This is a genomic window from Celeribacter naphthalenivorans, assembly GCF_020524585.1.
GTDB lineage: Bacteria > Pseudomonadota > Alphaproteobacteria > Rhodobacterales > Rhodobacteraceae > Celeribacter > Celeribacter naphthalenivorans.
In genome coordinates this window covers 523,770-541,908 of the sequence record NZ_JAIVLK010000003.1, presented here as the reverse complement: position 1 = coordinate 541,908, position 18,139 = coordinate 523,770, and the positions used below count along the sequence as shown (strand labels likewise).

The 18,139-nt window shown below is 59.7% G+C and carries 20 protein-coding genes; 7 read left to right on the top strand and 13 right to left on the bottom strand.

All coding sequences use genetic code 11. The features are described 5' to 3' along the window. Positions 1 to 31 precede the first annotated feature (31 nt). The 3 genes from LC094_RS09255 to LC094_RS09245 form a co-directional block, all read right to left on the bottom strand. Positions 32 to 679, bottom strand: coding sequence for a peroxiredoxin (locus LC094_RS09255; RefSeq protein ID WP_226552110.1), 648 nt, complete (start codon positions 677 to 679; stop codon positions 32 to 34). Positions 680 to 782: 103 nt separating this feature from the next. Then, entirely contained in the window at positions 783 to 1,430 is a 648-nt protein-coding gene (locus tag LC094_RS09250) for an RluA family pseudouridine synthase (protein ID WP_226552109.1), read from the bottom strand. A gap of 12 nt (positions 1,431 to 1,442) precedes the next feature. Beyond that, positions 1,443 to 1,904 carry a GAF domain-containing protein gene (locus LC094_RS09245; protein WP_264186416.1) on the bottom strand — a complete coding sequence of 154 codons (462 nt, stop codon included), beginning with the start codon at positions 1,902 to 1,904 and terminating at the stop codon, positions 1,443 to 1,445. Positions 1,905 to 2,047: 143 nt separating this feature from the next. Between LC094_RS09245 and LC094_RS09240 the strand changes: the two genes are divergently transcribed. Both LC094_RS09240 and LC094_RS09235 read left to right on the top strand, forming a co-directional pair. Continuing rightward, on the top strand, positions 2,048 to 2,392 hold the full coding sequence (locus LC094_RS09240) for an STAS domain-containing protein (RefSeq protein ID WP_167601331.1): 345 nt from the start codon (positions 2,048 to 2,050) through the stop codon (positions 2,390 to 2,392). Between the two features lie 58 nt (positions 2,393 to 2,450). Beyond that, on the top strand, positions 2,451 to 2,873 hold the full coding sequence (locus LC094_RS09235; protein ID WP_226552107.1) for an ATP-binding protein: 423 nt from the start codon (positions 2,451 to 2,453) through the stop codon (positions 2,871 to 2,873). Positions 2,874 to 2,965: 92 nt separating this feature from the next. Here LC094_RS09235 and hspQ read toward each other — a convergent pair whose 3' ends face one another. After that, the gene (hspQ, locus tag LC094_RS09230; RefSeq protein WP_226552105.1) at positions 2,966 to 3,292 is read right to left on the bottom strand and encodes a heat shock protein HspQ; all 327 of its coding nucleotides are present in this window, start codon (positions 3,290 to 3,292) and stop codon (positions 2,966 to 2,968) included. 85 nt (positions 3,293 to 3,377) lie between these two features. Here hspQ and LC094_RS09225 point away from each other — a divergent pair, with 85 nt between their 5' ends. Further along, positions 3,378 to 4,259 carry an AEC family transporter gene (locus tag LC094_RS09225; RefSeq protein ID WP_226552103.1) on the top strand — a complete coding sequence of 294 codons (882 nt, stop codon included), beginning with the start codon at positions 3,378 to 3,380 and terminating at the stop codon, positions 4,257 to 4,259. An 84-nt stretch (positions 4,260 to 4,343) separates the two neighbouring features. Further along, the gene (locus tag LC094_RS09220; RefSeq protein ID WP_226552101.1) at positions 4,344 to 4,925 is read left to right on the top strand and encodes a transglycosylase SLT domain-containing protein; all 582 of its coding nucleotides are present in this window, start codon (positions 4,344 to 4,346) and stop codon (positions 4,923 to 4,925) included. Between the two features lie 8 nt (positions 4,926 to 4,933). On the opposite strand, the gene LC094_RS09215 is transcribed toward LC094_RS09220, so the two are convergent. The 4 genes from LC094_RS09215 to LC094_RS09200 all read right to left on the bottom strand — a co-directional run bounded on the left by LC094_RS09215 (position 4,934) and on the right by LC094_RS09200 (position 11,328). Further along, positions 4,934 to 5,548 (bottom strand): LolA family protein, encoded by a 615-nt coding sequence (locus tag LC094_RS09215; RefSeq protein ID WP_226552099.1) that lies wholly within the window; start codon positions 5,546 to 5,548, stop codon positions 4,934 to 4,936. A 93-nt stretch (positions 5,549 to 5,641) separates the two neighbouring features. Next, the gene (locus LC094_RS09210; protein ID WP_226552097.1) at positions 5,642 to 8,674 is read right to left on the bottom strand and encodes a DNA translocase FtsK; all 3,033 of its coding nucleotides are present in this window, start codon (positions 8,672 to 8,674) and stop codon (positions 5,642 to 5,644) included. Positions 8,675 to 8,688: 14 nt separating this feature from the next. Continuing rightward, positions 8,689 to 9,870, bottom strand: coding sequence for an aminotransferase class I/II-fold pyridoxal phosphate-dependent enzyme (locus tag LC094_RS09205; RefSeq protein ID WP_226552095.1), 1,182 nt, complete (start codon positions 9,868 to 9,870; stop codon positions 8,689 to 8,691). A 129-nt stretch (positions 9,871 to 9,999) separates the two neighbouring features. Further along, the gene (locus LC094_RS09200; RefSeq protein WP_226552093.1) at positions 10,000 to 11,328 is read right to left on the bottom strand and encodes an amidase; all 1,329 of its coding nucleotides are present in this window, start codon (positions 11,326 to 11,328) and stop codon (positions 10,000 to 10,002) included. Between the two features lie 94 nt (positions 11,329 to 11,422). Between LC094_RS09200 and LC094_RS09195 the strand changes: the two genes are divergently transcribed. Continuing rightward, positions 11,423 to 12,658, top strand: a complete 1,236-nt coding sequence (locus LC094_RS09195) for an FAD-dependent monooxygenase (RefSeq protein ID WP_226552091.1) — start codon at positions 11,423 to 11,425, stop codon at positions 12,656 to 12,658. 65 nt (positions 12,659 to 12,723) lie between these two features. Here the strand turns inward: LC094_RS09195 and LC094_RS09190 are convergent, their stop codons facing one another. From LC094_RS09190 to LC094_RS09170, 5 genes are all read right to left on the bottom strand, one after another. After that, complete coding sequence (locus LC094_RS09190) at positions 12,724 to 12,927, bottom strand: Trm112 family protein (RefSeq protein ID WP_226552089.1); 204 nt, start codon at positions 12,925 to 12,927, stop codon at positions 12,724 to 12,726. Beyond that, positions 12,927 to 13,574 carry an LON peptidase substrate-binding domain-containing protein gene (locus LC094_RS09185; RefSeq protein WP_226552083.1) on the bottom strand — a complete coding sequence of 216 codons (648 nt, stop codon included), beginning with the start codon at positions 13,572 to 13,574 and terminating at the stop codon, positions 12,927 to 12,929. Before LC094_RS09185 ends, LC094_RS09190 begins: the two co-directional genes overlap by 1 nt. 26 nt (positions 13,575 to 13,600) lie before the next feature. After that, positions 13,601 to 14,503, bottom strand: a complete 903-nt coding sequence (locus LC094_RS09180; RefSeq protein ID WP_226552081.1) for a thioredoxin family protein — start codon at positions 14,501 to 14,503, stop codon at positions 13,601 to 13,603. Between the two features lie 69 nt (positions 14,504 to 14,572). Next, positions 14,573 to 15,361: an exodeoxyribonuclease III gene (locus LC094_RS09175; RefSeq protein WP_226552079.1), complete on the bottom strand. Its 789-nt coding sequence runs from the start codon at positions 15,359 to 15,361 to the stop codon at positions 14,573 to 14,575. Positions 15,362 to 15,627: 266 nt separating this feature from the next. Beyond that, entirely contained in the window at positions 15,628 to 16,314 is a 687-nt protein-coding gene (locus tag LC094_RS09170; protein WP_219783216.1) for a response regulator transcription factor, read from the bottom strand. Between the two features lie 168 nt (positions 16,315 to 16,482). Between LC094_RS09170 and ribA the strand changes: the two genes are divergently transcribed. After that, positions 16,483 to 17,571, top strand: coding sequence for a GTP cyclohydrolase II (gene ribA / locus LC094_RS09165; protein ID WP_226552078.1), 1,089 nt, complete (start codon positions 16,483 to 16,485; stop codon positions 17,569 to 17,571). After that, positions 17,568 to 18,071: a L,D-transpeptidase family protein gene (locus LC094_RS09160; protein WP_226552076.1), complete on the top strand. Its 504-nt coding sequence runs from the start codon at positions 17,568 to 17,570 to the stop codon at positions 18,069 to 18,071. The genes ribA and LC094_RS09160 overlap by 4 nt, the downstream gene beginning before the upstream one ends. Positions 18,072 to 18,139 lie beyond the last annotated feature (68 nt).

Genomic DNA, 18,139 nt, shown 5'->3' with positions numbered 1-18,139 from the left:
GGGCGATTTTAACGGCTTTTGACCGAAAGGTTTAAGCTTTCACGAAACGCAGGTACGGCAGCTTGATGTCCACACCACCGAATTTCTCGGCGGCCTGTTCATCCGTCAAAGACAGAGCAGCGATTACATCCTGGCCAACGGTCCAGTTCGCAGGCGTCGCGAGAGGCACACCATAGGTTTTTTGCAGACCATCAAGGGCGCGCAGCACCTCGGCAAAGTTACGGCCCACGGACATCGGGTAGGTCATCGTGAGTTGCAGTTTTTTGTCCGGGGAAATGATGAACACCGACCGCACCGTCGCGGTGTGAGCGGGCGTGCGACCATCGGGCAGGTAGGCCTCTGACGGCAGCATGTCAAAGGCTTTGGACACTGCGAGATCCGTATCGGCAATGATCGGGAAACCCGCAGAGGTGCCGGCAAAGCTCTCGATATCGCCTTTCCAGCTCTTGTGCTCTTCGACGCCATCCACAGAGACGCCGATCACTTTCGTGCCGCGCTTTTCCCATTCCTCGGCAAGCTGCGCCACGGCACCGAATTCGGTGGTGCAGACCGGCGTGAAATCTTTCGGGTGGGAGAACAGGATCGCCCAGCTGTCGCCAATCCAGTCGTGGAAGGTGATCTCGCCCTGATCGGTCATGGCGGTAAAGTTCGGAACGATGTCGTTGATACGAAGACCCATGGTCATCTCCTCTATAGGTGCGTGGTTTACAAAATCAGATACGTTCTAAATTTGTAATTTCCACCCCGGATATGGAAACCGCGACACATTTACTCGGGATTAGTCAAAACGGACATTTCGCCGTGAAAGACAGCCCCGCGCCGCCATCCGGGTGACGGAACCGTAGCTGTTCTGCGTGCAACATCAAGCGCGGAGCGTCCCGCGCCTCGCCCGTCGCATAAAACGGATCGCCCATGATCGGATGCCCAAGCGCCAGCATATGCACGCGCAGCTGATGCGAACGGCCTGTCTTTGGCATCAACCGCACCCGCGTTTGATTGTCCTGATAGCGCACCACCCGCCAATCGGTGACGGCGGGTTTACCAGTCTCGTGACAGACCATCTGTTTCGGACGGTTCGGCCAATCGACGATCAGCGGCAGGTCCACCATGCCGGTCTTTTCCGCGATATGCCCATGAACCCAGGCGACATAGGTTTTCTTGGTCTGCCGTTTTTCGAACTGAAGCCCGATGTGGCGCTGCGCATGAGGCGTCAGGGCAAAGACCATCACGCCAGAGGTATCCCGATCCAGCCTGTGGATCAGCAAAGCCTCCGGGAAGGCCGTCTGAATCCGCGACATCAGGCAATCGGCCAGATGCTCGCCCTTGCCCGGCACGGACAAAAGCCCCGAGGGTTTGTTCACCACAAGGATTTCATGATCCATATGGAGCACATCCAGAGGGTCTTGCGGGGGATTGTAATCGTCACTCATAAGAGGCGCCTATCATGCCCGGCTCACCTTGGCAAAAACCCGATTGAGAATAAGGGTCAGTTGCTCCGCATCTTCCTCGGTGAAGGCCGCCGGAAGATCGCTGTCGAGATCGAAGACCCCCAACAGCTCACCATTCGCATTTTGCACAGGCAGGACCAATTCCGACCGCGTCGAGGAGGCACAGGCGATATGGCCCTCAAAGGCCTCGACATCGGGCACCAGTTGCACCGCACGCGTCCGCGCACAGGCGCCACAAACACCGCGTGAGAACGGGATCACAAGACAGCCATGGCCACCTTGGTAAGGCCCTATTTTCAAGAGGTTTTCTTCGACAACACGATAAAAACCCGTCCAATGGAACCGATCATCCGACTGGTGCACCTCGCAAGCGACGGTCGCCATCAGCGCCACCTCATCGGTTTCTCCCGCACAAAGCGCCTCGAGGCGCGCAGACAAACCCGCATAGTCGGTCATAATTTTCTCCATTTTCCTGTTGGCGCAAACCCATTGGTAAGATTTCAGCCCTAGGATCAAGCCCAATACAGCGTCTTTTCCGCTTTCCGGGGAATCCGTCGAGGGTTCGGATGCAGGCGCTTCGCAGGAAAAAGGTACGGCATATGAAACTGACACATCAGGACTTTGATGACGTGCGCGTGGTTTGCGTCGGTGAAAACCGAATTGACGCCGCCTGTGCCATCCAGTTCAAAGACGAAATGCGCGCGCTGAGCGACAGCGGCCCTGCGCGTATTCTTCTCGATCTGCAAAATGTGGAATTTCTCGACAGCTCCGGGCTTGGCGCTGTGGTCGCCGCCTTGAAGGCCGTGCGTCATGGTCAGCGTCTGGAACTCGCGGCACTGCATCCGACGGTGCAACGAGTCTTTCATCTGACCCGCATGGATACCGTGTTCACCATCCACACAAGCGTGGCAACAGCTGTCGAGGGGATTGCGAATGCGTCCTGAGGGAAATCTCGCCTACCAGAATTTCTGGGAGGTTTGTCCCCAACCGAAAGAGCATGAATTGAGACTCATCCTGCCAGCGACGGATGCCGCGGTCCGACGCGGACTTCAAACCATCAAGCACGGGCTGGAACCGAACGGTCTGGCCGCCGACGAGGTTGCGAGCCTTGAAATCGTCTTGGCCGAAATCCTCAACAACATTGTCGAACATGCCTATGCCGACGATCCCGAGGGTCTGATCGACATTCGTCTCTCGCAAGCCGACGATGGGTTGCATTGTCTGATCTCGGACAAAGGCAATATGATGCCCGGCGGCGAGCCCCCGCTTGGGTTGCAGGCCAACTTGAATTGCGACATCGCCGATCTGCCAGAGGGGGGATTTGGCTGGTTCCTAATCCGTGAATTGGCGCATGAGTTGCAATACGCTCATATCGACGGGGAAAACAAACTGAGCTTTCGGATGGCCATCGGCCAGAAACGATAGGGGCCTGACGCCACGGTGTCACTTGGAGTTAGAAGGCCCCGCGAAGCATGAAGGCCCCTCTGCCAATGCGGGGCAAACTCTGGGTAAACGGCTCAGTTGAGCTGAAAGTGCAGAGGGTAAGATCCATCGCAAAACGGGCCGAACAAATCCGATAGATCGGGATGATCCACCGGCACGCCGGAGTAATCTGCGACGAGATTTTGCTCTGACACATACGCCACGTAGTAGCTTTGGTCATTTTCCGCGAGCAGATGATAAAACGGCTGATCCTTGTCGGGGCGCACATCCTCGGGAATGGCGGCGTACCATTCGTCTGTGTTGGAAAAAATCGCATCCACATCGAAGACAACACCGCGAAAGCTGTGCTTTCTGTGGCGCACGACTTGCCCCAGATGATATTTCGCCCGTGATTTCATCATAACATTGCAACCCCTATACTTGGTTAGTAGACCCTAAAAACGGCGCCTGTCCACGGGGGACGGCCAAAGAAATGGGAAACAGTCTGTGAACCTCATTTTAACAGTCTTGGAAATCGTCACCCCGGTTTTCCTTTTGGCGCTCATCGGATTCACCTGGGTCAAGACCGGCCACGAGTACCGCTTGGAGTTCGTCACCAAGCTGACCATGACGCTGTCCGTGCCCGCGCTGATCTTCACGGCCCTGATCAAGGCCGACATCGATCCCGCCGCCCTGACCGCCCTTTCGCTGGCCTCCGTCGCGGCCTATGGCGGCGTCACCATCGCGGCGTGGATCACCGTCAAAGCCTTGAAACTCGACACCCGCACCTATCTGGCGCCACTGATTTTCGGCAACACCGGCAACCTCGGCCTGCCGCTTGCGCTCTTTGCCTTTGGCGAAGCGGGGTTGAGCTATGCTGTCGTGGTCTTTGCCGCCATGGCGCTTTGGTCCTTCACCTTCGGCATCTATGTCACGGCCGGGCGCGGCTCGCTTGGCAAGGCCTTCAAGGAACCTCTGGTCTGGGCCACGGCTCTCGGCGCCCTGTTCCTGTGGCAGGGCTGGACCCTGCCCCGCGTGGCGATGTACACGCTTGAGATGTTGGGCCAGATCGCCATCCCGCTCATGCTCATCACCTTGGGCGTCGCGGTGGCGCGCCTGCATCCGCGTGGCCTCGGTCGCGCAACGTTGATTTCACTGGGAAAAGTCGTGCTCTGCGCAGGCATCGCCGCGCTGGCCGGGATGTATTTCAACCTCGACCCTGTGCCCTTCGCCGTGCTCGTGGTGCAAATCGCCACACCTGTGGCCGTCACCTCCTACATGCTGGCGGAAAAATACGGCGCGGATTCCGACTCCGTCGCCGCCCTTGTGGTCTCCTCGACGCTTTTGTCCGTCCTCTATCTGCCGCTGCTCTTGGCCATGGTGATCTGAGCCGCAAGCTGTTCACAGGAATGCCATTTCACAGCCCGGTGAAATTCGTTATGATCTCGCAAAAGTAAAGAGCGAGAGGCAGGTATGAGCAAAAGTCTTCGCGCATTGGGGTTTTGTCTTTTGGTCGCGGCCTGTGGCGGAAATTATTCCGCGCCACGCGACCTCGACAATGCATGCGCAATCGTATCCGAGCGCCCGAGATATCATCGGGCCATGAAGCAAACCGAACGCAAATGGGGCGTGCCGGTCTATGTTCAGATGGCGACATTCTATCAGGAAAGCAAATTCATCGGTGACGCGCGCACGCCTTACCGCTTTGTTTTGGATGTGATCCCGATGGGCCGCCAAAGCTCGGCTTACGGCTACGCCCAGGCGCTCGACGCCACATGGGACGAATACCTCGACGAAGAAGGACGGCGTGGCGCGAAGCGCGACCGGATCGAGGACGCGACCGATTTCATGGGCTGGTATATGGATAAAACCACCGAATCTTTGGGCATTTCCAAAGCCGACGCCCGCGCGCAATACCTCGCCTATCACGAGGGCCGCACGGGCTATGCACGCGGCTCCTATAATGCCAAACCGTGGCTGTTGCGCGTCTCCTCTCAGGTTGCCGCACGCTCTGACACCTATCGGAGCCAACTCCTGGCCTGCGGCAAACTCTGAAAAACGCTTTAGTCGAGCGGCGTCCCGCGCCGGTCGGCTTCCGAACGGATGTTGAATTCACGGTCCGACACCGAGCCCCCCAGCGACATCTTGGTCAGTTGAACCGTGGTCGACCCACCGGCCTCATCGTGAATGACCCAGGCCTTGAGCACAGGCGTGGCGCTAAAAATCAGGTCGATATAGCCGTAATCGGGATGATCCGGGTCCTGCGCCCGCACGATCGTGTCACCGTTTTCCTCGCGGTGCGACACCACCATTTTGGCAGCATTCAAATCGACATTGCGCTTGAGAATCACCGACAGCGGGGTCTGCGACAGCGGGAACCGCTGCGGCGGTTCATTCGAGCCCGGATCGAACACCCCGACCTGCCCGCCTGACACCAGCACAAGCGCATCATTGCCGGACCCGTAGTCGAGACGCATCCGGCCGGGACGTTTGATCGTCACCTGACCATTGGAACGTGATCCATCGTCATTGGTCTGGACAAAATCCGCCTGAACCGTGCCGAGGCTGTTCAGATAATTGGAGAGTGTGGAGAGGGACAGCTTTTCAGCCGCCGCAGGAGCGACGGTCGACAAAGCAATCAGGGCGGCGGGCGCAAGCGCGGTGAGAAATCGTTTCATGGCGTAGATATATGCCAGATTTCGCGGGCTGCCACATGTCTTCTGCTCACAAGAGAGCGACAGGCGTGTGAACGCCCATCGCAGGTGCCGAACTTACTGTTCCGGCACCAGAATTTCGCGTTTGCCAACGTGGTTCGCGGCGGAGACGACACCCTCGTCCTCCATCTGCTCCACCAGACGCGCGGCTTTGTTATAGCCGATCGCCAGTTTGCGCTGGATGTAGGAGGTCGAACATTTGCGATCCTTGATCACGATGGCCACAGCCTGATCGTAGAGCGCATCTTCGCCATTGGTGTTGCCACCGGTCGACAGGCCCAGAACCGCGTCGATATCCGCTTCCTTGTCGGATTCGGGCCCCTCGACCACGCCGCCGACATAATCGGGCGGACCGTAGGCCTTGAGGTAAGACACGATTTTCTCGACCTCTTCATCGGACACAAACGGCGCGTGGCAGCGTTGGATTTTCCCGCCGCCCGCCATGTAAAGCATGTCGCCCATGCCCAAAAGCTGTTCCGCGCCTTGTTCACCCAGAATGGTGCGGCTGTCGATTTTCGAGGTCACCTGGAAGGAAATCCGGGTCGGGAAGTTGGCCTTGATCGTGCCGGTGATGACGTCCACGGAGGGCCGCTGGGTCGCCATGATCAGGTGGATGCCCGAGGCCCGCGCCATCTGTGCCAGACGCTGGATACAGGCCTCGATCTCCTTGCCGGCCACCATCATCAGGTCGGCCATCTCGTCGACGATCACCACGATGAAGGGCAGTTTTTCGGGCTGGAATTCCTCGGTCTCGAAAATCGGATCGCCGGTCTCGTCGTCAAAGCCGGTTTGCACGGTGCGGGAGAACATCTCCCCCTTGGACAGCGCCTCTTTGACGCGACCGTTGTAGCCGTCGATGTTCCGCACGCCCATTTTGGACATTTTGCGATACCGATCTTCCATCTCGGCCACGACCCATTTCAGCGCCACGACGGCCTTTTTCGGGTCGGTCACAACCGGGCTCAACAGGTGCGGGATGCCGTCATAAACGGAGAGCTCCAGCATCTTTGGGTCGATCATGATCAGGCGGCAATCTTCCGGCGTCAGACGGTAGAGAAGCGACAGAATCATCGTGTTGATCGCCACGGATTTACCGGAACCGGTGGTCCCCGCAATCAACAGGTGCGGCATCTTCGCAAGGTTGGTGACGACCGGATCGCCACCGATGTCCTTACCCAAGGCAAGCGGCAGCGACAGCTTGCCGTCACCATAATCACGGGTCGAGAGAATCTCGCGGAAGGACACCATTTCGCGGTGGTCATTCGGCAATTCGATCCCGATCACAGAGCGTCCCGGCACGGTCGAGACACGCGCGGACAGAGCCGACATCGACCGCGCGATGTCATCGGCGAGACCGATCACCCGCGAGGCCTTGAGACCCGGCGCGGGTTCCAACTCGTACATGGTCACGACAGGGCCCGGACGGACGGAAACGATCTCGCCCTTGACGCCATAGTCATCCAGCACGCTTTCCAGCATCCGCGCGTTTTCTTCCAAGGCCTCATCGGACAAAGTGTGACGCACGATGTTGGTCGGGTTTTCCAAAAGAGACAGCGGCGGGGTTTCGTATTCGGCCTCTCTGGGGTCGAATTTCAACGAGGGCTGCGCCTCTGCCTGTGCCTGTTTCGAGGGTGCGACCGGTTTGCGCACCGGGTGCTGCACCACACGTTTTGGGTCCGGCACGGAAGGCGCGGCAGGTTCATACCGCGCGGGCTGCGGATCAACATACTCCGGCGTTTCCAAGGCATCCTCGACGAAGGCCTCGTCCTCATAGGATGCGGCATAGTCCGCGTCAGAATACCCTTCATCCGCATAGCCCGCATCGGCATATCCCGCGTCATATTCGGCGTCATACTCGGCGTGATAGGCAACCTCAGGGACCTCTTCATAGCCATAGGGCTCGGCATAGGCTTCCTGCGCGGCGGCCTCCTGTGCGGCGGGCGCGGCAACCGGGGGTGACACCACGTTCTGATCGAAAATGATCGGCGTCGGGCCTTTGCGATATTTTTGCGCGGCCTTTTGCACCGCGGTCAAAGGCGGCTCGACACGGCTGTTGCCTGTCATCGATCCACGCGGCACGGAACGAGCACGCGCACTGATGGCAGACGAAATTTTCGAGCGGATGCGATCATCCTGCCCCGGCCCCAAATCCACATCGGGCGCCAGATCAGGTTCGATCAACTCGGGCTCCAGATCTTCGGGCGCAGTACGTTTCAAAAGACCCGGCATCTTGGACAGAAGCGACGGTTTTTGGTCAACCTCCATCGGCGGGGTCTCGATCACCGGCTGTTCTGCACGGATCACACGACCACCGACACGCGGCTCGGCCTGTGCCATCTGCGCTTCGAACGCGGCCTGTTGTTCGGCCAGCATCTGACGCTCGGCGCGGCGTTCTTCGCGACGGGTCGCAGCCGTGCGGGCCATCTGTTGCCCCATGACAACGGAACTGCGCGCGCCACGGCCCAAAAGATGCAGCGCCAGCGCATAAAGCGAGACCAACCCGACCAGCAGAAAACGCCAAGCCAGTTTCAGCTCAGCCACGGTCACACCAAGCGCGAAGAGGCCCAAGGCCAGCGCACCGAAGAAGGACAGAAGCGCCAGAACCTTGAGGCTAAAGGCGGCGCCGAAGGGCAAAATCTGGATCAAGGCGGCCAGCACAGTGTCGCCGAACAGACCGCCAAAGCTTTGCGGTGCGGTGGAGGCATGAGTAGAGGCATAGATCGCGGCCACGGCAATGGCGATCGGCACGAACACGGCGCGCGACAGGGCGCGCTCGGCCCCGCGATGCAAAACGAAACGCAGGCCCCAAGCCGCAAATCCCAAAACAAAGCCCCAAGAGGCCACACCCACAATGATCATCAAGGGCGAGGCCACGGAGGCGCCCAGCCGACCAAGAATGTTATGCACGGGCGCTTCGGTCGCGGACAACCAGCTCGGGTCCTCAGGCACATAAGACCCCAGCATCAGCGCGATCAGGAACCCAACGGCCAAAAGCCCGAGACCAATGAGTTCTCGCCCCCGACGCTCCAAAAGTGCTTGGGTGTTTCTGTCGAAAAGCGGGTCGCGACCGCGCGCCTGATAGGATGCCATGACTGCCTCTTACCTTAACCGTACAAACAGTCGCGAAGCAGGATAAGCCCGCGCTGTGTCTCTTCTTTTGGGGCCACGAGTGCGACCCGGATGTAATTTTTGCCGGGGTTGTCCCCGTTCACGTCCCGCGACAAATACGCTCCGGGCAGAACCCGCACACCGGTTTCTGTCCAAAGTTTCATCGCGGCCTCTTCGCTGTCATTCACCGGCAGCCAGAGGAAAAACCCGGCTTCGGGGGCCTCAGCGCCTTGAATGCCGGAAAACACCTCATCGGCGATCTCGAATTTCTCGACATAGAGTTTGCGCGAGGCAATGACGTGGTCCTCGTCGGCCCAGACCCGCGCCGAAACCGCTTGGATCGGATCGGGCAGAGGCGCACCACCATAGGCACGCAGCTGACGGATATAGCCCATGCTTTTGGGCCCGGAGGCCACAAAGCCGGAGCGCAACCCCGGAAGATTCGAGCGTTTCGACAGCGAATGGAAAATCACCACACGCTCCGGGTCGGCCCCCATCTCTTGCGCCACTTGAAGTGCGCTGACCGGCGGCTCACCGCGGTAAATCTCGGAATAGCATTCGTCAGAGAACACTTTGAAATCGTATTTTTCCGCCAAGGCAATCAAGTCGCGCAAATAGGCGCGCGGCGCGATCGCGCCCTGCGGATTGGAGGGCGAGCAGACATATGCGATGGCCGTGCGTTCGAGGATTTCCGGCGACAGGCTGCTGTAATCCGGCAAAAAACCGTTGTCGCGCGTGGCTGGCACAAACACCGGCTCGGCACCGATGGTGACGGCGGAGACCGCATAGACCTGATAGAAGGGGTTGGGCGTCAAAACGACCGGCTGTTTGCCGCGCTTCGTCTCGGGGCAGAGCGCAAGACAGGCATTCATCAAGCCCTCGCGCGTGCCGTTCACCGCCATGATGTCGGTTTCGGGCGTGACCATCACATTGAACCGCCGCTTGAGCCAGCCTGCGATTTCCGACAACAGCACATCTGTGCCATAATTACTGGGATATTTCGCAAAGTCCGCAACATGTTCGGCCAGAACTTCGGCCACGAAAGGCGGCATCGCATGACGCGGCTCGCCAATGGTCATATGCATGACTTCACCCCCCGGCGCATGGGCGTCGAGAAGGGTACGCAAACGCGGAAACGCGTATTCCGGCAGGTTGGAAAACCGCTCAGGGAACGTCATGAAACTGCTACTGCCTCTGTTTTTCCGGATCTTTTTGCCCGGGTGTTTGAGGTCAAGATAACCGGCACGACTGATTTGGTCCAGAGAAAGACGTCCTTGACAGCGGCATGCTCGCAGAAGTTGTGACTTTTAGGCCAGCGCCCTTTCCGCAGCCGCCCCAAGACGCAACAGAGCCGCCTCGGACATCGGCGGCGTTTGCATCAACAGGCCACAAGACGGCACCCCGGTCGGAAGCGTCAGAGCCGCCAACCCCATGAGGTTGCCCACACGGGTGTTGCGAAGCGCCAAAAGGTTCTCCGTCACATAATAGTCGGCGTCCTTCAGCAACCGTTCCGCATTGGGCGGCAGGATCGGCGCAGTCGGCAGGATCACCGCATCATAGCCCGCCGTCTCGCGCAGATAGTCCCCGCGCAGATGGGCGAGCTTTTTCCAACCCGCCACGAAATCCGCCCCATTAAAGGCGCCACCCGCCCGGAAACGGTCGAGAATGCGCGGATACATCAGCTCCGGTTTGGCCTCGATATAGTCGCGCCATTCGGCATAGGCCTCTGTGGTGAAGAGGATACCGGAGAGGTCCATCGCCTCAGTGACGGCCTTAATCGGCGCGCGGGTAATCTCGGCGCCCGCGTCGCGCAGTTTTTCGACCGACGCCTCGAAGGCGGCCAAAGGCGCATCACGAATATCATCGAAAACCACATTGTCGAGAATGAGCAGGCGCTTGCCCTTGAGTGTCGCACCTTTGAGATCCGGCGCGGGCGTACCATCGAGAACGGCGAAACACTCCGCCGCGTCCTCAACGGTTTTGACCAGAGGACCGACGGTGTCGAAAGCGGCGGCCAGCGGGACCACGCCCTCAAGAGGGATGCGTCCCGCCGTGGTTTTCAGCCCCACAAGATCGTTCCAGGCCGAGGGAATGCGCACAGATCCGCCCGTATCCGAGCCGATCGCACCGGGGGCAAGCCCGAAGGCGACAGAGCCCGCCGCCCCCGAGGACGATCCGCCGGACACCGCCTCATGATCGTTCACACAGGGCGTCGTCGCCGTCACCGGATTGAGACCCAGACCCGAAAACGCCAGCTCCGACATATGCGTCTTGCCCAGCGCCACCAGACCGGCATTGGACGCGCGGCGCAGCACTTCTGCATCGCGAGTCGGGATGCGGTCCTTGAGCAAAGCCGTGCCCGCTTCGGTGGCGACGCCAGCCGTGTCAAAGAGGTCTTTCCACGACACAGGCACGCCATCCAAGAGACCGCGGCGCACACCGTCTTGGGCACGGGCATAGGCGGCTTCGGCCTCCGCCATGGCGCGATCCTCCATGAGGCGGGCATAGATGCGGTCGCGGAACGGATGCGCCTTCGCCATGTCCAGAAAGGCCGCCGCCAAATCGCGCGGATCGATGTCGCCGGAGCCGATGGCCCGCCCCAGATCGCTCATGCTCATCTTTGTATACTCGACCATTTTGCGCCCTTTCTTGTTGCCGATGCAAACTAGCGGCGCAACATCGCATGGACAATCCCGCTTTAGGCGTCATATTTGCGGCAAGGAGACTGCCATGACCCAAAACATCACCCCCAAAAGCGATCTCATCATTGTCGGCGGCGGTTTGAACGGTCCGGCGCTGGCGCTGGCCTCGGCCAATGCGGGGCTGAGCGTGACCTTGATCGACAGCCTGCCGAAAGACACCCGCACCAGCGACGTGTTTGACGGGCGTGGCTATGCGCTCTCGCTTGGCTCGCATAAGCTGTTGAAAGCCATTGGTCTTTGGGATCGCGTCAGCACCCATGCGCAGCCCATTCTCGACGTGAAGGTCACCGACGGCAAACCCGGCGAAGGGCCCGCGCCCTTCATGCTCGAGTTCCGCGACGGGGAAATCGACGAAAGCCCGATGGGCTATATGGTCGAGGATCGGTTCCTGCGGCAGGCCATTTTGGACGCGCTCGACGCGCAGCCCCGGATCACGCAGGTTGAGGGGCTTGTGGTGGCGCAAGAGGTCGATCTGCATGGCGCGAAGGTCACGCTGGACAGTGGTGCGGAGATCGAAGGCAAGCTGATCGTCGGCTGTGACGGACGCAAATCCGGCACCGCGGAGCGCGCCGGGATCAAGCGCACCGGCTGGGCCTATGGCCAGACCGCGCTGGTCTGCGCAATTTCGCATGAGCTGCCTCATAACGGCGCCGCGCATCAATATTTCCTACCCTCCGGGCCGCTGGCGATCCTGCCCCTGCCGGGCAATCAAAGCTCCATCGTCTGGACCGAAAAAGACAAGATGGCGGCAGATATTCAGGCGCTGTCCGATGAGGATTACCTCGCGGTTTTGCGGCCCCGGTTCGGGGATTTTCTGGGCGAGATTTCTCTTGCCGGGAAACGCTTTACCTATCCTTTGAACATCACTCTGGCGAACAGCTTCACCGCACCGCGCATTGCGTTGGTGGGCGATGCGGCCCATGGGATGCACCCGATTTCGGGTCAGGGTCTGAATGCCGGTCTCAAGGATGTCGGCGCGCTGACGGAAGTGTTGGTCGAAGCACATCGCCGCGGCGAAGACATCGGGCGCGAAGATGTTCTAGAGCGTTACGCGCAATGGCGGCGGTTCGATGTGGCCACGATGGCGCTGATGACCGACAGCTTCAACAAGCTGTTTTCCAACGACAATCCGCTGCTGCGAATCGCGCGTGACATCGGGATGGGCGTGGTGAATTCCGTGACGGGTCTGCGCCGCGCGGCAATCCGCGAGGCGGCGGGGGTCAACGGTGATGTGCCGAAGCTGCTGCGGGGCGTGCCACTTTGAGGGCTGAGATACTCTTTGAGTATTTTGGCCGCAATGAAGAAGACCGCACCGCCCCCGGAAAAGCCTTAATCTTCGAGGCTGCGCGCCTCTGAGACCAGCATGATCGGAATGCCATTGCGGATCGGATAGGCGAGACCGGCGGTTTTCGAGATCAGCTCTTGCGCCTCGGCGTCAAAGGTCAGAACGCCATGGGTTTGCGGGCAGACGAGCGCCTCCAACATGCGGCGATCAAAGGCCTGTTGCACTTGCGGGGTCGTGTCACTGCTCATCACATCATATCCTCATCAGAGCCGCCATGCAGGGCGAATTCCATGAGGGTTACCAGAGTTTCACGCCGAATGGAAAGAGAGGGCGCCTCCAAAAGGGCCTGTTTGTCTTCGGGACCGAAGGGGCAGAGCATGGAGAGCGAGTTGATCAGCAATTCGTCCTCCGCCTGACCGAGGCTGTCCCAATCGGTTTGCAGGTCTTCCTCGCAGAAATAGCGTTTGAGGAGCGCCATGAAGCCTGCGCGATCCAAGCGCGGATCGGCTTCCGCTGCGCCGAGGTCCTGGGAAAAATCGGACCAGTTGACCGAAAATTTGCGATAGGGGCAAAAGCCATTCACCTCTGAGATCAGGCGAAAGCGCGACACGCCCGAAAGCGTGATCATGTAGCGCCCGTCTTCGGTTTCGGAAAAGGCGGTCAGACGCCCGGCACAGCCGATCTGGTTGAGCTTGCCCTCCCCTGCCCCGCTCACGCCTCCACTGCGCGGCTGTACCATGCCGATGAGACGCGCGGAGGTTTTCATGCAATCTTCGATCATCTGCAAATAGCGAGGCTCGAAAATATGCAGCGGCAACCGCGCCCGGGGCAGCAAAAGCGCACCGGGCAGCGGGAAGACGGGGATCGTCTCAGGAAGGCTTGCTGCGGTCAACATACCCTATAGCTAGATCGCGCGGGCGATCAGGCAAATAGCATCGACGACAATTTGCGACGCCCGTTCAGAACGATCGGATCGCTGGGCTTGAGGCTGTCGAAGATTTTGAACAGCTGTTCTTTGATGGCGCCATCGTTCCACTCACGGTCCTGTTTGAAGGCGGCCAGAAGGGTCTCGACGGCCTCCTCAACCTGACCGGCGGCGTGTTGTGCCACGGCGAGATCAAGACGGGCTTGCATGTCGGTCGGGTCGGCTTCGACCTTGGCGGCCAATTCGCCCACCGGACCGGCGTTTTCGGCCTCACGTGCCAGAGCGATCTGGGCATGGACACCCTCAATGGCCGCATCCGCCGCGATCTCGGCAGGCGCGCCGTTGATCACGGCCTCGGCCTGATCGACATCGCCTTTGGCGAGGTGGCATTTGGCGAGACCGGCATAGGCGCCCGCGAGTTTGTCATCCTCTTCGAGGATTGCGGCATAGGTCTGGGCCGCGTCATCAATCTCGCCCGCTTCGAACATTTCGTCGGCGGCAGCCACCGCATCGGCGAGGCTTTCGTCCACATTCAGCGCCGCGACCTTGGCCACGAACTCCTTGATCTGCGAGGGCGGAAGCGCGCCTTGGAAGCCGTCCACCGGCTGGCCTTTGAAAAAGGCATAGACGGTCGGGATCGACTGCACACGCAGCTGGCCCGCGATCATCTGGTTTTCATCGACATTGACCTTCGCCATTTTGACGGCGCCACCGGCGGCCTCGACCTCGGCCTCAAGAGCCGGGCCAAGCTGACGGCAGGGGCCACACCACGGCGCCCAGAAATCGACGATCACAGGGGTTTCTTGCGAGGCTTCGATCACCTCTGCCATGAAATCGGCTTCAGTGACGTCTTTCACATATGCGCCATGGGCGGCGCCGTTGGCTTGTCCGAGATCCATATCGGTTCTCCTCTATCTGGTTGCTTGGCGCATATATGCGCCTTGTCGCATGGGTTTTAAAGATCGGCTTTAGAGATCAAAACTGGCAAAAACCGGAGCGTGATCGGAGGGCTTGTCCCAACCCCGTGCAGCACGCAGAACGCGCGATCCGTGAGCCGAATTGGAAATATCGGGCGTGGCCCAAATGTGATCGAGACGACGGCCCTTGTCGGCGGCATCCCAATCCTTGGCGCGGTAGGACCACCAGCTGTAGAGCAGCCCCTCGGGAATATCCTGACGGGTGATGTCGACCCACTTTCCGGCGTCTTGGGTCTGGGCGAGATGTTCGACCTCGATGGGCGTGTGCGACACGATCTTCAGGAGTTTCTTGTGATCCCAAACATCATCTTCGCGCGGCGCGATATTGAGATCGCCCACGAGAATGGCTTTCTCCGGCGCGTCGACATGGAAGGCATCGCGCATCTCGGTCAGGTAATCGAGCTTTTGGCCGAATTTCTCATTCACCTCGCGATCCGGCACATCGCCGCCCGCAGGAACGTAGAAATTGTGGATCGTCACACCGTTTTCCAGCTTGCCCGCGACATGACGCGCGTGACCCAAAGAGGCGTAATCTGCGGCCCCGGCCTCGACCATCGGAATTTTCGACAGGATCGCGACCCCGTTGTAGCCTTTTTGCCCGCGTGCGACCATGTGGGTGTAGCCCAGCGCGCGAAAGCCCTCCATCGGGATTTTCTCGACCGGCGATTTGCACTCCTGAAGGCACAGCACATCGGGCGCTTCCTCTTCGAGCAGTTTGAGCACGATCGGCTCGCGCAGGCGCACGGAATTGATGTTCCAGGTGGCAAGGGTAAAGGGCATATCAGGACCTCGGATCAGATTTGCCCCGAACCCTACCCGCCCGCCGCTCATGACGCCACCCGAAAGCGGTGCAAGGCGCTCCCGACAAAACCGCAAAAAATGCCAGCCCCAAAATGCCCGGCCAAAAAAAGATGCCCGGCGCTGAGGCCGGGCATAAGTCGAGGGGACGAGGGACTGCACATCCTTATCCCGATGTGCGAGGGATCTTCCTGTATGAAACCCACGCAGGCGCCAAAAGGTTCCTGCGCAAATTCATTTTTCTCAAATCAGGAGGCGAGGCGGTAGCCACCGGCCTCCGTCACCAAAAGGCGTGCGTTCGAGGGATCGGGCTCGATCTTTTGACGCAGGCGATAGATGTGGGTTTCAAGCGTGTGGGTCGTCACACCGGCGTTGTAGCCCCAGACCTCATGCAGCAAGACATCGCGCGGCACGACGCCTTCGGTGGCGCGATAGAGGAATTTGAGAATGTTGGTCTCTTTTTCCGTCAGGCGGATTTTCTTGTCATCTTCGGTGACAAGCATCTTCTGCGCCGGTTTGAACGTATACGGCCCCAACTGGAACACAGCGGCCTCGGACTGTTCATGCGTACGAAGCTGGGCGCGGATGCGGGCCAGAAGCACCGGGAATTTGAACGGTTTGGTCACATAATCATTGGCGCCGCTGTCGAGGCCAAGGATCGTATCGGCGTCGGTGTCATGGCCGGTGAGCATCAGGATCGGCGCTTTCACCCCGGATTTGCGCATCCGCTTGCAAAGCTCGCGCCCGTCCGTGTCCGGCAGCCCCACATCGAGCATGATCAGGTCGTAATGACCCTCTTTGGTCTTCTCCATCCCGGTGGCGCCGCTGTCGGCTTCGAAGACATCGAAATCCTCGGTCATCACCAGTTGCTCGCTCAGCGCCTCGCGCAGATCGTCATCGTCATCCACGAGAAGAATTTTCTTGAGAGTGGCCATCACAGAGACCTCCTTTAACTTTGCTTTGATTGTGATCTGCGGTGAGCGGCGCGCCAAAACAAGATTTGCAACAAAGCCATCACGCAAGCGTGTCAAATCGCGCGGAAATGTTTCACTTTATGTCAAAAATCGCTACATGGTGGGCCTGATCACAGGACGGATACCGCCATGAGCCTTGCGCCCAGCCTCTCAGAACTCATCGCCCGCGCCCGCGCTGACATGCGTATGGGCGTGCCGGTTGTGCTGCGCTCCGAGGCAGGCGCTGCGCTTGCGATTGCGGCCGAAGACCTGTCTTCCGCACGTTTGAATGACCTGCGCGCTTTGGGGCAGGCTTATCTGACGATCACCGCCCGGCGCGCCGAAACACTGTCGGCCCGAGCCTATGACAGCACCTTGGCCCGGCTGATCCTGCCGAAAGACGTCGATGTCGATTGGATCGAAGCCGTCGCCAATCCGGCGGACGATCTGACCCATCCGATGAAAGGCCCGTTCCAATCCCTGCGCGGCGGCAATGCGCTTTGCGCCAAGGCCGCGATTGCTCTGGCGAAATCCGCGCGGCTTTTGCCCTCTGCCGTGATGGTGGATGTCGACAACGCCTTTGAGATCGCGGCCAGCCATGGCCTGACCGTCTTGTCGGTCGAAACCGCGCTGCCGCTGATGGCCGATCTCGCGCCGCTGCACGATATGGTCCACGCCCGCGTGCCTTTGCTGGCCGCCAAGACATCCCGCGTGCATGTGTTCCGTCCCGAGGATGGCGGCGAAGAACATTACGTCGTCGAAGTCGGTCGTCCGGACCGCGCAAAACCGGTTCTAGCCCGCCTGCATTCCGCCTGTTTCACCGGCGATATTTTCGGATCCATGAAATGCGACTGCGGGCCGCAGTTGAATGCCGCTTTGACGCAGATGGGCGAAGAGGGCGAGGGCATTCTGCTGTATCTGAACCAAGAGGGCCGCGGCATCGGCCACGCCAACAAGATGCGCGCCTACTCCTTGCAGGATCAGGGATTTGATACGGTGGAGGCCAATCACCGTCTGGGCTTTGAGGATGACGAACGCGATTTCCGCATAGGCGCCGCGATTCTCAAAGAGATGGGGTTCGGCGCCGTGCGGCTTTTGACCAACAACCCGAACAAGATCGCCCGCATGAAAGATCAAGGCATCGAGGTGACCGAACGCGTGCCGCTCAAAGTGGGCGAAAACCGCTACAACGAGGCCTACCTCGCCACCAAGGCGCGCAAATCCGGGCATCTCCTATGAGCGCCCCCATGTTCAAGGCCACCGACATCGTTGTGAACCGCTGGGGTGCGAGGTTTTTGGGGCGGCGGTTTCCCTGTTCCATCGGCAAGGGTGGCATCCGTGACGACAAACGCGAAGGCGATGGGGCCAGTCCGCGTGGCGCACATCATATGCCCGCGCTCTATTACAGGGCAGATCGCATTCCGGCGATCACGGGGGAGAAAATCCGTGTGGGCGATCTCTGGTGCGATGCGGGCGATCATCCCGCCTACAACCACCTCGTGCGCGCGCCACTCGAAGCCAGCCATGAGACCATGCGCCGCGCCGACCGGCTATACGATCTGGTGATCATCACCGATTGGAATTGGCCCGATGCCACGCCCGGCAAAGGATCGGCCATTTTCGTGCATCGTTGGCGCAAGCCGCGGCATCCGACCGAAGGCTGCGTGGCCTTTCGTGCCGATCACCTGCGCTGGATCGCGGAACGCATCACGCCCGCGACACGATTGGTCATTCGGTAAACGAGCGCACACATAAAAATGGCTGCGAACAAATCCGATCCGTTCGCAGCCACTCCTATGTTTAATCG